The 12480-nt window shown below is 64.5% G+C and carries 14 protein-coding genes; 6 read left to right on the top strand and 8 right to left on the bottom strand.

Annotated elements, in window-relative coordinates; genetic code table 11:
* Positions 1-41 precede the first annotated feature (41 nt).
* The 5 genes from ACTU6U_RS05640 to ACTU6U_RS05620 all read left to right on the top strand — a co-directional run bounded on the left by ACTU6U_RS05640 (position 42) and on the right by ACTU6U_RS05620 (position 4616).
* Complete coding sequence (locus ACTU6U_RS05640; RefSeq protein ID WP_443468185.1) at positions 42-344, top strand: hypothetical protein; 303 nt, start codon at positions 42-44, stop codon at positions 342-344.
* A 15-nt stretch (positions 345-359) separates the two neighbouring features.
* Positions 360-1451 (top strand): GNAT family N-acetyltransferase, encoded by a 1092-nt coding sequence (locus ACTU6U_RS05635; RefSeq protein ID WP_443468184.1) that lies wholly within the window; start codon positions 360-362, stop codon positions 1449-1451.
* A complete protein-coding gene (locus ACTU6U_RS05630; protein ID WP_443468183.1) occupies positions 1448-2524 on the top strand; it encodes a GNAT family N-acetyltransferase in 1077 nt (358 codons plus the stop codon). Before ACTU6U_RS05635 ends, ACTU6U_RS05630 begins: the two co-directional genes overlap by 4 nt.
* Before the next feature lie 74 nt (positions 2525-2598).
* Positions 2599-3297, top strand: coding sequence for an ABC transporter ATP-binding protein (locus tag ACTU6U_RS05625; protein WP_443468182.1), 699 nt, complete (start codon positions 2599-2601; stop codon positions 3295-3297).
* The gene (locus ACTU6U_RS05620) at positions 3294-4616 is read left to right on the top strand and encodes a permease (protein WP_443468181.1); all 1323 of its coding nucleotides are present in this window, start codon (positions 3294-3296) and stop codon (positions 4614-4616) included. The genes ACTU6U_RS05625 and ACTU6U_RS05620 overlap by 4 nt, the downstream gene beginning before the upstream one ends.
* Positions 4617-4627: 11 nt before the next feature.
* Here ACTU6U_RS05620 and ACTU6U_RS05615 read toward each other — a convergent pair whose 3' ends face one another.
* From ACTU6U_RS05615 to ACTU6U_RS05585, 7 genes are all read right to left on the bottom strand, one after another.
* Positions 4628-5596: a hypothetical protein gene (locus ACTU6U_RS05615; protein WP_443468180.1), complete on the bottom strand. Its 969-nt coding sequence runs from the start codon at positions 5594-5596 to the stop codon at positions 4628-4630.
* A gap of 161 nt (positions 5597-5757) precedes the next feature.
* Positions 5758-6624 carry a bifunctional DNA-formamidopyrimidine glycosylase/DNA-(apurinic or apyrimidinic site) lyase gene (gene mutM / locus ACTU6U_RS05610; protein WP_443468179.1) on the bottom strand — a complete coding sequence of 289 codons (867 nt, stop codon included), beginning with the start codon at positions 6622-6624 and terminating at the stop codon, positions 5758-5760.
* A complete protein-coding gene (gene rnc / locus ACTU6U_RS05605; protein WP_443468178.1) occupies positions 6617-7309 on the bottom strand; it encodes a ribonuclease III in 693 nt (230 codons plus the stop codon). The genes mutM and rnc overlap by 8 nt, the downstream gene beginning before the upstream one ends.
* Before the next feature lie 16 nt (positions 7310-7325).
* The gene (gene rpmF, locus ACTU6U_RS05600; protein ID WP_076680491.1) at positions 7326-7535 is read right to left on the bottom strand and encodes a 50S ribosomal protein L32; all 210 of its coding nucleotides are present in this window, start codon (positions 7533-7535) and stop codon (positions 7326-7328) included.
* Between the two features lie 2 nt (positions 7536-7537).
* Entirely contained in the window at positions 7538-8035 is a 498-nt protein-coding gene (locus ACTU6U_RS05595) for a YceD family protein (protein ID WP_443468431.1), read from the bottom strand.
* A gap of 121 nt (positions 8036-8156) precedes the next feature.
* On the bottom strand, positions 8157-8654 hold the full coding sequence (coaD, locus tag ACTU6U_RS05590) for a pantetheine-phosphate adenylyltransferase (RefSeq protein ID WP_443468177.1): 498 nt from the start codon (positions 8652-8654) through the stop codon (positions 8157-8159).
* Positions 8655-8681: 27 nt separating this feature from the next.
* The gene (locus tag ACTU6U_RS05585; RefSeq protein ID WP_443468176.1) at positions 8682-10865 is read right to left on the bottom strand and encodes an ATP-dependent DNA helicase RecG; all 2184 of its coding nucleotides are present in this window, start codon (positions 10863-10865) and stop codon (positions 8682-8684) included.
* Positions 10866-10909: 44 nt separating this feature from the next.
* On the opposite strand from ACTU6U_RS05585, the gene rsmD reads away from it, so the two are divergent.
* Positions 10910-11503: a 16S rRNA (guanine(966)-N(2))-methyltransferase RsmD gene (gene rsmD, locus ACTU6U_RS05580; protein ID WP_443468175.1), complete on the top strand. Its 594-nt coding sequence runs from the start codon at positions 10910-10912 to the stop codon at positions 11501-11503.
* Here the strand turns inward: rsmD and thiL are convergent.
* On the bottom strand, positions 11473-12468 hold the full coding sequence (gene thiL, locus ACTU6U_RS05575; protein ID WP_443468174.1) for a thiamine-phosphate kinase: 996 nt from the start codon (positions 12466-12468) through the stop codon (positions 11473-11475). The genes rsmD and thiL overlap by 31 nt on opposite strands.
* Positions 12469-12480: the final 12 nt, after the last annotated feature.

Genomic DNA, 12480 nt, shown 5'->3' with positions numbered 1-12480 from the left:
TTCCTTCCCCCAGAAAAGTTCGATAAGAAACGAGCACTCTCGTGAGTACTGAAGCACTGCTTCGCAACACCATCCACCCACCATGTAGCCAGGAACAGGAGACTCTTGAGATCACTGTTCCCGCAGACCGAAAACAACTGAACATCGCCGACCGGCTTTCGCTGCGGCTCGGACTCTGGCTGATGCTGCGCACGCAGCGCTCAGCCCGCAACCGCCGCACGATGATGAGTCGTGAAGAGGCAGCTCGGCTCCTCGACGCCCAGCGCCCAGGGGGAATCACCCACTTCACCGAGCGCGAAAAGGTGGCGATCCTCACCTACGACATGCAGCGCCACATGCTCTGAATGGGAGGCACTGTCATGACTATTCACCTCACCGAATCGGCCACACTGCATCCGCTCCTGCTTCCCGCAGGGGCGGATGCGGCGCCCACCGATGAGATCCGCGCGTACGCGGACGTACGCAACCGGTCCCTTCTCGAGACGACCGGTCGTGACGATGACGCCCTGTCTGCCGCAGCGCTTCTGCCCGTGCTCTACAGCAGTCGCGCGTCGCGAAAGCGGCAGTGGTTCGTTATGGATGCCGGCGAGATGGTCGGATGCATGGCCGTGGACATGCTGCAGGATGCATCCGCGGACACCGCCATCGCCGTCATCGCTCTGCTGCGCTCGCACTGGCGCCAGGGCATCGGCACGGCTGCCCTCGCGGTGCTGGAAACCGAACTCCGCGCCGCAGGCGTGCGGGCGCTTCTCGGCTGGGCCGAGCATCACGGCGACCAGACGAACTCGCTTCACTCACCAACCGGTTTCGGAGCGGTTCCGCGGGACGCAACCGCAGAGTTCCTGGAGAATCGCGGCTTCGCCCTGGAACAGGTCGAGCGCGCGAGCGAACTCGTCTGGTCAGCGGAAACGCACACGCGATTGACTCGATCTCTCAACGTTGCCCAGGAGCACGCGCGCGACTACCGGGTCGTCCAGTGGGTTCTGCCCACACCTCCCGAGTTCGTCGACGGCTATGCCTGGATGAAGTCGCGCATGTCTACCGATGTGCCTGATGCAGAACTTGGGATTCCTGAAGAGGTCTGGGACGCCGAACGTGTCGCTGAGCTCGAGCAGCGGCAGGCTGCGAAGGGATTCACCATTCAGGTGACTGCGGCTGAGCACATCGCGGGCGGCGAGCTGTGCGCGTTCAACGAACTCGCCATCAACCTCTGCGAACCGGCCGGGACGACACACCAGTACGACACTCTCGTGCTGGCCGGTCATCGCGGGCATCGCCTCGGGACGCTCGTGAAGACCGCGGGACTCCTCCGCTGGCATGACCGTTACCCTCAGTCACCGCGCGTGATCACGTACAACGCGGAAGAGAATCGTCCGATGCTAAGCATCAACGAGACGATCGGATTCGCGCCCATGTCGTATGAGGGCGCATGGAAGAAGGACCTCACATGAGTGACATCGTCATCACCCCGATGGTGGTGCCCTCCCACCTGGATACACCAGAGGCACATGAGTTGCGCGCGATGGTGCGTCTCGGGAATGAAATGGCGAGGAAGGATGCCGGGATCGATGACCTCGACGAGACCGTCGCGGAATCCCTGCCATCCTGGCTGGATCAGACCGACCAACTCCGCGCGGGTTTCATCGCCCGACGAGGTGATGAGATCGTCGGTGCGGCTGAGCTCTCCACGTCCACCGCCGCCGGCACGCTTGCTGCAGATCTCGCTCTGATGGTGCCGGCCGCCGAGTTCCCAGGGGGTACCGCTCAGGTGCTGCTCGATCGCCTCGAACACGAGGCCGCATCCCTGGGACGCTCAGTGCTGCAGACGTGGACCCTGCACCCGGCACGCCACTCCGGAGGGACTCTCACCCCTGCAACGGGCTGGGGCTCTGTCTCTTCGACGCCGATGTCAGACCTGCTCATCGCGCGCGGCTACGCCCTCGAGCAGGTCGAGCGGAACAGCGTGCTGCCATTGCAGGGGCCGCTCGAGGATGTGTGTGCCCGTCTCGAAGAGGCCAGCGCCTATGCTGGGCCCGACTACCGCGTTGTTTCCTGGAGTCTGCCGACACCACCGCCGTTTCGCACCGGGTATGCGCACCTGATCGCCAGCATGATCACCAACATTCCGACCGGTGATCTGGTCACGCAGGAAGAGCAATGGGATGAAGACAAGCTCGTGCGTCACGACGAGCGGATCATGGCCGCCGGACAGACGCTGTCGATCGTTGCCGTTGTGCATGAGCCATCAGGACAGATGGTCGCGTTCAATGAATTGGCCGTCGGTGAAGACCGCGCAGGTGTCACCCAGCAGTGGGGCACGCTCGTCCTGGGTGAGCATCGGGGCAAGCGGCTCGGCACGATCGTGAAGTGCGCGAACCTTCTGCGCTGGCGGGAGATTGCACCGGATTCGCCGAAGGTGACGACGTTCAACGCCGAGGAGAACAGACCGATGCTCGGTATCAACGAAGCAATCGGGTTCGTGCCAGCATCCTACGCGGGAGGGTGGCAGAAGAAGCTTCGTTGAGATCATCCGAGCGATGTATGCGGTGGCGACTCCAGGCTGACGACACGACCAATCCTGCTCGCGAGGCTGGAAGCATGAATTCTTCCGTCATCGAAGCGAAGTCCCTGACCAAGGCATTCGGCACCACGACTGCACTAGCCGGTGTGGACCTCACGGTGCAGCGCGGCGAGTCCGTCGCGATCATGGGCGCGTCCGGATCCGGCAAGACGACGCTGCTGCACGTTCTTGCGGGAATCACCGCGCCGGATGCTGGTCGAGTGCTGTTCTCCCCGGTCACCGGGCCTGCCGCGGATGTCACCACGATGAATGAGCGTGACCGTTCGCGATTGCGACGAGAGTCCTTCGGGTTCGTCTTCCAGCAGGGGCTACTGATTCCTGAGCTCACGGCGATCGAGAACATCGCCCTCGCTCTGATGATCAACGCGACACCGCGTCGGACAGCCATCGAGCGTGCGGCGGGGTGGATGGCATCACTCGGTCTCGCGGGGTTCGAGGATCGCCGAATCGGCGAGCTATCCGGTGGACAGGCACAGCGCGTCGCAATCGCACGCTCACAGGTGACCGGTGCGGAACTCGTCTTCGCAGACGAACCCACTGGTGCTCTGGACAGTCAGACCTCGGCAGACGTGATGAGCGCGCTCCTGTGGTCGACGACGGGTCAGGGCCGCACGCTGATCGTGGTGACCCATGATGCCGATGTCGCATCTCGCTGCTCGCGCACCGTCCACGTGCGCGATGGACGCATCACCGCAGCTGCCGGAGCGCAGGCATGAACGCCCGTGTTCTGGCTCTGCTCCTGCGTCCCGGTCCTGGCCAAGGCGGCATCATCGCGCTTCCGATGATCGCCTTCGCGTTGGTGACCGCAATCGTGCTGGTCGTCATGGGCGGCGCCCAGGCGTTCTGGAGCTGGACTGATCCGGAAGCCAGCATCTACCACGCACTCGCGGCCATCGCCCTGGTGCTGCTGGTCGTGCCATTGGTCAGCCTCGGCGGTGCGGCGGCACGGTTGTCTGCACGACGCCGTGACGAGCGGCTGTCGACCCTGCGCCTGATGGGTGTTTCTCCTGGCGGCGTCATCACTGCCACGGTTGTGGAATCGACGCTCCTCGCTGCGGCGGGTGCGCTCGCGGGAATCGTCCTCTACATCGCGTGCGTCCCGCTGCTCGGTCTCATCACTTTCCGCGGGACACCCCTGGGGCTCACCGCCGTGTTGCTGTCGCCGCTCGCCATCGCCGGAATCGCTGCGTGCATGATCGCTCTGGCCGGGGTGAGCGCGGTGATCGGCCTGAGGCTGGTCGTGATCTCGCCGCTCGGCGTGCGAACGCGTGCTGCAGTGCCGCGAGTGCATTGGATGCGTGCCGTCGGCGCGATCGCTGTCATCGCGCTCGCCTTTGCGACCATGATGTGGTTCCCCGGTACGACAGGCGTCGTCGTCACGATCATCGTCGTGGCAGGGATGTTCGCCGCAGCGCTTGCGGTGCTGAACCTGGTCGGGCCTTGGGCTCTGAAAGCGCATGCCCGACGTGGACTGCGACGCGCGGAACAGCCGAGTCGATTGCTCGCCATGCGCTTCATCCTCGAATCTCCCAAGGCCGCCTGGCGCCAGGTGAGCGGAGTGGCGATGGCCAGCTTCATGGCCGTCTTCGCGGGCGCGGGCGTTGCCATGGTCGACACAGCATCTGCTGCGGCTGCCGATGATGCGACCCTCGTACTGATCGGTGACATCCGCACCGGGCTCATCATTACGCTCGTCGCCTCGTTCGTCATGGTCGCTGTCTCAGTCGGAGTCAATCAAGCATCCGCGATCATCGATCAGGGGGAACTGCACCGCAGCCTGCACTTCTTCGGAGTGCCTCTCGAGGTCGTCGATTCCGCACGCACCCGCGCTGTCATGGCGCCTCTGCTGGTCACAGCGATCTGCTCGGCATTGTGCGCGGCTGTTCTGGTGCTGCCGCTGATCGGCCTCGCGCTGATCGTGCAGCCCCTCTCGATCGTGACGATCCTCGCGGTACTCGTCTCCGGGGTGGGCATCGTGTGGCTGAGCACCCGTCTCACTCGTCCGCTGCTGGCTCGCGCCTTTGCGCCTGCGTGATGATCGCCGTCTTATCTGCCGTCGACGATCGACATGAGGCCTGCGAAGGCGAAGATCGCGGGTACCGCGTACAGAAACACGAGCGTTGCGGCCCATCCGGTTGCACCGAGTATCCACCAGATGCCGGTGCGCCGATCTCGCAGATCAAGCCGAGTGCCATCGCTTGCAATACGACCTGTGGGCATCATCTCCACGGCGTATGGCGTGTCCTGTTCAGGAATGCGTTCGTCGCGGTAGCCCGAGGCGTTGCGCACGAACGGTTTCGCCGCTCCCTCAATGACTTCTGCGACCACTTTCCACGGCTCGGGGTTCGCGAAGTCGGCGGCTGACGACCGGAAGAAGACCATTCGATCTGCGATCGTCTCCATGCTGAACGCCGGCGCGTGATCGATCAAGGCCGCCATCACATCCGGTGGGAGCAGGAACAGAGCATCCCGCTCGTAACCCGCTGGCACGAAAAGTCGGAACCAGCGGTCGAAATCGCCCTCCAGCGAGAGTGTCTGGTAACCGCTGATATGCACGGGCAGCATGCGCGCGAGGCTCTTGCCCGCTTGTGATTCGAGCAGCATGTGCGGAAGCGGTGCGTGCAGGTGGAGCGCGATGTACTGCCAAGATCCAGACCGCGATCGGCTCCGATACCGAATATTGCCGAACTCGATACCATCCGCGACGAAACGCGCAGATGAGTGGATGCGATCTTCCGCGGTGATGAGCGAGGCGAAAGCAGCACCTCCCCCCGACTGAGGCTCGAACCCGTTTGAGAGCGCGGTGAGCTCCTGACGCCACGCCCGAATCCGCATCCGCGGCGATGGCGGCCTTGCCGACCATCTGTGCAGCCAGACGGCGAAGACGATCCACGCCACGAGAATGGCGCTGCAGATCGTGATGTCCCCGACGTCCCGCGCTTCGATGCGGTTGTCCTGCAGTGTGTCGATGCGGACCCCGAGAACCATCAACACGATGCAGAGATACCAGAGCATCAGACAATCGTTGATGTCCGAGAGCACTCGGCGTTTCGTCGGCACCCACCGAGGGCGTGAGCTGATCCTGCGCCGCTGCATCGCCTCCGCGACTTCGCGATCAGGAGCCGAAAGCCAGTACAGATCCACCAGTCGTCCCCCGCTTTTGTTCAGATCTCAGGCTATCTGGACTTGCGCTGGCACCGCGGGCAGAAGTGCGACGACCGGTTCATGAAGGCATCCCGGCGGATCTCGCCCCCGCAGCGCGGACAGGCTTGCCCGCCTCGTCCATAAGCGTTCAGCGAGTGGGCGAAGTACCCCGCCTCGCCGTTGACGTTCACGTACTGGGCATCGAAGCTCGTCCCGCCCTCGGCGAGAGCCCTCTCAAGCACCAGTCGCACTTCTGTAAGAAGGCGGTCAACTGCAGCACCCGTCAATGTGCGCCCGTGTGACTCAGGGTGGATGCGCGCAGCCCAGAGCGATTCGTCAGCGTAGATGTTTCCGATTCCGCTGACGACGGTCTGATCCAGCAGAATCCTCTTGACCGCGCTCGCCCGACGTCGCACGGCGCCGATGAAGACATCGTCGTCGAACGCGGCATCCAGTGGGTCGCGCGCGATATGCCGTACTTGTGTCGGAATCAGATCGCTGCCGTCGGCAGCGAGCTCATCGACTGCCAGCGAACCGAACGTGCGCTGGTCTGCGAAAACAACGGCGAAGTCGCCATGCTGTGGATGCTGAATGCCGATGCGGATGCGTTCATGACGCTCAGTGGGAGCCTCGGGAGTGCGCAGCAGCATCTGACCGCTCATCCCCAGATGGGCAGTGAGCGCGTGAGTCTCCCCTGCCATGGGAAGCCACAAGAATTTGCCGCGTCTGGATGCGCCGACAATCGATGCGCCCTCCAGACGGGCGGCGAAGTCCGCCGCTCCTGCGGGATGCCGCGTGAGCGCTCGCTCATCGAATACCGAGACGCTCGTAATCGTCGCGCCGATGACTGCGGGAGCGAGGCCTGCGCGGACGACCTCGACTTCGGGAAGCTCAGGCACGCTCGCTGAGTGCGCGCCACACGTTGAGGGCACCCGCCATCTCGGCGGTCTTCTTGCTCGTGCCCTCACCGCTCATGCTGACGTCGCCGACCGTGACGATCGCCGTGAAACGGCGATCGTGGTCTGGGCCTGTAGCCGACACGGAGTACGTGGGAGGTGCGGCGCCGATGCGGGCAGCGAGCTCCTGCAGGCTCGTCTTCGGATCCATCGCGGCACCATAGCGTTCTGGATCGTCGAGCAGAGGCTCGGTCAATCGCAGCACGAGTTCGGTCGCAGCATCCTGACCTGCGGAGAGGTAGGTGGCGCCGAACACCGCTTCCATGGTGTCGGCCAGGATCGAGTCCTTGTCGCGCCCACCGGTGCGTTCTTCACCACGGCCGAGCAGAAGGTGCTCACCGAGCCCGATGGCTCGCGCAACCTCGGCGAGGGCAACGGTCGAGACGACGCTCGCGCGCCGTTTGGCAAGCTGCCCCTCATCGATGTCGGGGTGAGTGACGAACAGCATGACGGTGACGGCTTGGCCGAGCACAGAGTCGCCGAGGAACTCCAGGCGCTCGTTGTGCGGGATGCCGCCGTGCTCGTATGCGTACGAACGGTGGGTCAACGCTAACGCAAGCAGCTCAGGGTCGATATCGACCCTGAGCTTCGCTGCGAGACTCGCCGTCCCTTGCGGGACCTCTGTCACGATCGTGAGACCGTGATCAGACGTCTGCGACCTTGCGGCCCTTGTACTCGAGGAACAGCTCGGTGCCCTGCGAGTCGGTGACGACCTTCGCCTGGTGCGGACGGCTGTAGACGGTCTTGCCGTTCTCAACGGTCTTGACGAGAGCAATCGGCTCCGCCTTCCACTGCGCGCGACGCGAGCGGGTGTTGGAACGGGAAACCTTGCGCTTCGGGGGGTTACCAGCCATGGCTAACTCTCTTCTGTGTTCTCGGGACCGCGGCTCTCTGCCGCACTCCCCTGGTCTGCGATCTGTCGGAGCGCACTCCATCGAGGATCGATGGGAGCGTCATCCTCTACCCTGGTGCTTCCGGTCAGCCGCTCACCCGTGTTCGGGTCAAGCCCGGGGCAGTCCGGCTGACACACCGGCTGAAATGGAAGCGACAAAACTGCCGCTTCCCTGACAAGAGTTTCAAGATCCACGTGGTCGTCTTGAACCTCGAAGTCAGTTTCTTCCTCACCAGGATACGCGAAAAGCTCCTGGAACTCGACTTCGACAGGCTCGGCGATGTGTTTGAGGCATCTTCCGCAGACGCCCTTGTACTCAGCCTCCGCTGTTCCGGAGACGAGAATGCCCTCGTGGACGGACTCCACCCGGACTTCCAGGTCAAGATCGGTGCCCGCCTCGAAGGAGACGATCCCCTCTCCCCACTGGTCTGGGAGGGCAACGGAGAACTGATGCTCACGCATCTCACCGGGTCGTCGGACGATATCGCGCACGGGCACCACGAAGGGGCCGTTAAGTCGAGTCTTCACGCTTCAATGCTACCGGCGGGACTTTCTCCAGGCTCAGTATCCGCTGACCGTGCGCTCAGAGTCCGCGTGCACCTGTGTCGAGGAAGGCTGCGACGGCGCGGGGAACGAAGGGCGAGATGTCGCCGCCGAGACCGGCGACCTGGCGGACGAGTGAGCTGGACACCATCGCGTGCGAGGGATCCGGCAGCAGGAACACCGTCTCGATATCAGCGAGGTGGCGGTTGACGATCGCCATCGGCGATTCATAGGCGACGTCGATCTGAGAGCGGATGCCCTTGACCAGCACCCCTGCGTTGACGTCGCGAGCGTAGTCGACGAGGAGACCCATGCTCCAGGAGCCGATCACGATGTTCCCCGGCATCCCATCTTCAGCAATGGACTGCTCAAGCAGCGAGAGTCGCTGAGCGATGGGCAGCATCGCTTCTTTGCCCGGGTTGTGCACGACCAGCACGTGCAGTTCGTCGTAGAGCTTCGCCGCTCGCCGGATCACATCGAGATGACCGAGGGTCGGCGGGTCGAAGGAACCAGGGACGACGGCGATCCGACTGCTCATGATCTCACCCTATTGCACGTCGAGTGACTAGTTCTTGGCAAGAGCCGCACGATCCTCCTCGGTGACCCGGCGTGCGATCACGTCGCGGAGCCCAGCGTGCTCGGCGAGACTCGGATCCGTCTCGAGAATCTTCTCCGCAAGCTCACGTGCACGGGCGATGAGTTTGGAGTCCTTCACCACGCGCAGCAGCCGCAGCGAGGAGCGCACGCCCGATTGCGTCGAACCGAGCACATCACCCTCGCCGCGCAGCTCGAGATCAACCTCGGCGAGGGCGAATCCGTCGAGCGTCGCGGCTACGGCCTCGACACGCTCACGCGCGAGTGAGCCCTCTTCGGCTTCGGTGACAAGCAGGCACAGGCCCGGGATGGAGCCTCGACCGACGCGTCCACGCAGCTGATGGAGCTGCGAGACACCGAACCGATCCGCATCCAGGATGATCATCGTCGACGCGTTGGGAACATCAACCCCGACCTCGATGACAGTGGTCGCGATCAGCACATCGATCTCGCCGCGCGCGAATGCCTGCATGACGGCATCCTTCTGATCCGATGGCATCTTGCCGTGCAGCACCGCGCGTCGCAGCTTTCCGACTGTCGGGTGCGTCTGGAGCGCTTCATCGAGCTGGACCACCCCCCACTGCGGACCTGTCGCGCCCTCTTCAGTCGGAAGCAGCGCCGCGCCTTCTTCACCGGCGGCATCCGTCTTCTTGGTCGTATCGATCGCCGCGCAGACCGCGAAGACCTGGTGCCCCTGCGCGACTTCCTCCGCCGCACGATCCCACACCCGTTGGAACCATCCCGGATGCTCGGCCAGAGGCGCCACGAAGGATTGGATGCCTGCTCGCCCCGCCGGCATCGTGCGGATCACCGAAGTGTCGAGGTCGCCGAAGACTGTCATCGCCACGGTGCGCGGGATAGGCGTCGCTGTCAGCACGAGCGCGTGCGGACTGGTGCCCTTCGCGCGCAGTGCTTCGCGCTGTTCGACGCCGAACCTGTGCTGTTCATCGACGACCACGAGCCCGAGTTCGGCGAACGTCGTCTTCTCTCCCAGCAGCGCATGTGTGCCGACCACGATCAGCGCTTGACCGGAGGCGACGCGCAACGCCGCCTTGCGGCGCTCAGCAGCCGGCATCTGACCGGTGAGCAGGGTCGGCATCAGCTCTGGCGCGAGCTTCGGCCCCAGCATCTTGGTGATCGAGCGCAGGTGCTGACCTGCGAGGACCTCGGTAGGTGCGATCAGCGCCGACTGCCCACCGGACTCGGCGACCTGCAGCATCGCGCGCAGGGCGACCAGGGTCTTTCCTGATCCGACCTCGCCTTGAACGAGCCGGTTCATCGGCCGTTCGCCGGTCAGATCCGAAGCGACCTCCCCTCCCACCGACTGCTGATCCGGGGTGAGTGTGTACGGCAGTGTCGCGTCAAAACGCTCGAGCAGTCCTCCCGCCGCAGCTCGGCGCGACTTCGCCGTCAACGCGCGCACTGCTTCGCGCTGTTGAAGCAGCGCTGTCTGCAGCACCAGGGCCTCATGCATCCGCAGCGTGCGCACGGCGGGGTCGATGTCGTTCTTCGTCTGCGGCCGGTGCACCTGGATCAGCGCGGTACGCGCATCCAGCAGCTTCTCCTTCGCCCGGATCTCCTGCGGTACGGGGTCTGGCACGACGCTCAGCTTCGGCAGCAGGCTTTCGATGAGCTCGCGGAACTGCTGACTGGAGACCGCAGAGGTCGCGGGATAGATCGGCAGCGGGCGGCTGGCCTGGTCTTCCGCTTTGGCCTGCGCACTCTCTGCATCGTCGAAGAGCTCGTACTGCGGGTGAGCGAACTGGATCACGTCGCGGTACTCGCCCACCTTGCCGGAGAACATTCCTCGGCGGCCGCGATAGAGCTCGCCCGCACGCCACTCCGCCTGACGTAGGTTCTTCGCGAAGAAAGTGAGCGACACTCGCCCTTGACCATCGCTGATGATGACGTCCGTCATCGCTCCTGAGCGGTTACGCATCCCCCGAGCCGACGACGACAGAACCTCGGCGACGATCGTCACCGTCTCGCCCACCGGCAGATTGCTGATCGGCGTCAGCTCGGCCGGATCCGCATAGCGGCGCGGATAGTGTGCGAGCATCTCGCCGACCGTCTGCATGCCGAAAGCCCGATCGAGCTTCTTCGCCGCAGTCACCCCGACAGCATCGGTCAGTGGCGAGTCGAGCGAGAAGGTCATGCCTGAAGTCTAGATAATGCCCCGGACAGTCTTAGGCTGATGGAGTGACGAGGATCATCGCAGGCGACGCGCGCGGACTCCGGCTGGATGTTCCCGGCAGCGGTACGCGCCCCACCAGCGACCGTGTGCGAGAGTCGCTCTTCGGAGCCCTCGAATCCGCCGGTGTCATCGAAGGCTCACGAGTGCTCGACCTCTACGCCGGTTCTGGCGCACTGGGTCTCGAAGCTCTCAGTCGGGGCGCCGCAGCTGTCGATCTCGTCGAGAAGTCTCGACCGGCGGCGGTGATCGTCAGGCGAAACGTGGCGACCGTGTCCAAGGCTCTTGGCGCCTCGGCATCCGCGGCTCCCCCCGCGCGCGCACACGAAAGCGCTGTCCAGGCCTTCCTCAAACGTGCAACAGGGCCGTGGGACCTCGTCTTCACCGATCCGCCGTACGACCTCGACGATGCCGCGATGACCGCGGACCTTGCGGCCGTGGCTCCACTGCTGTCTGAGGACGCTGTCGTCGTCATCGAGCGCGCTCGACGCTCGACGCCGCCCGATACGGCGGCTGCTGGTCTGGAGATCTTCCGCGAAAAGACCTATGGCGATACCGCCATCTGGTGGGCTCAGCCTGCCGCAGCATCCCAATCGCGGTAAGGGTCCCAGCCTGCGGCATCCACGACCCGGCCATCGCAGAGCACGTCCTCCGCTCCCCTCACGCGAACTGCGCCGACGGCGCGGAATCCCAAGGGCAGCGCGCCCGGCGGGAACGTCGCGAGCAATGCGTGGTCTTCCCCACCGGCCAGCGCACGAGCGGGATCGTCACCGAGCGCATCGCGATCGAAATCGATCGTGACGGCGGATGCTGACGCCATCCGCCCTGCGTCAAGAGCAAGCCCGTCCGAGACATCCATCATCGCCGTCGCTCCGCCAGCAGCTGCAGCGGCTCCGAGACCGATCGGAGGTGATGGGCGCAGCTGCGCCGTGACCGCCGCGCGTTCGCCTGGCAGGAGCTGCGCGTCATCGACAGGCACCGGAGTCTCACCGTCGCGGAATCGGCCGAACAGAACGCTGAGCCCGCGGGCAGAGAGCCCGACTTCACCGGCGATCGCCACCGTATCTCCTACCCGGGCCCCAGAGCGTTTCACTGCCGAGCGGCCTTCGAGATCGCCAAGAGCGGTGACAGCGATCATGAGGACTTCGGAGACGGTCAGGTCTCCGCCGATGACCGAGCAACCGGGTGCGAGTGTCTCGCATGCTGCGCGGAAGCCGTCCGAGAGCTGCTCGACGAACGACAGTCTGAGATCCTTCGGCACCGCGAGTGCCACGAGGAGTCCTGTAGGCCTGGCCCCCATCGCCGCGACATCCGCCAGGTTCACCGCAGCCGATTTCCAACCGAGGTCGTACGCACCCGACCACGCCAGCCGAAAGTCCGGGCCGTGCACGAGTGTGTCGGTGGTGGCTACGACCGAGCCGGAGGGCGTCGCCAGAACCGCGGCATCATCCCCCGGCCCAAGAATCGTGTGCGTGGCGGGTGCGGTACGAGCGAGGATGGCACGAAGCACGGTGCCTTCCGAGACGTCACCCAGGCGCGGATCATCGTCTGCTGAACGTGAGGCCATGCTCTCAAAGGT

The organism is Microbacterium zouquanmingi (assembly GCF_052266695.1).
Taxonomy (GTDB): domain Bacteria; phylum Actinomycetota; class Actinomycetes; order Actinomycetales; family Microbacteriaceae; genus Microbacterium.
Note: the sequence above shows the minus strand (reverse complement) of the source record. Positions and strands in the feature narration are given on the sequence as shown.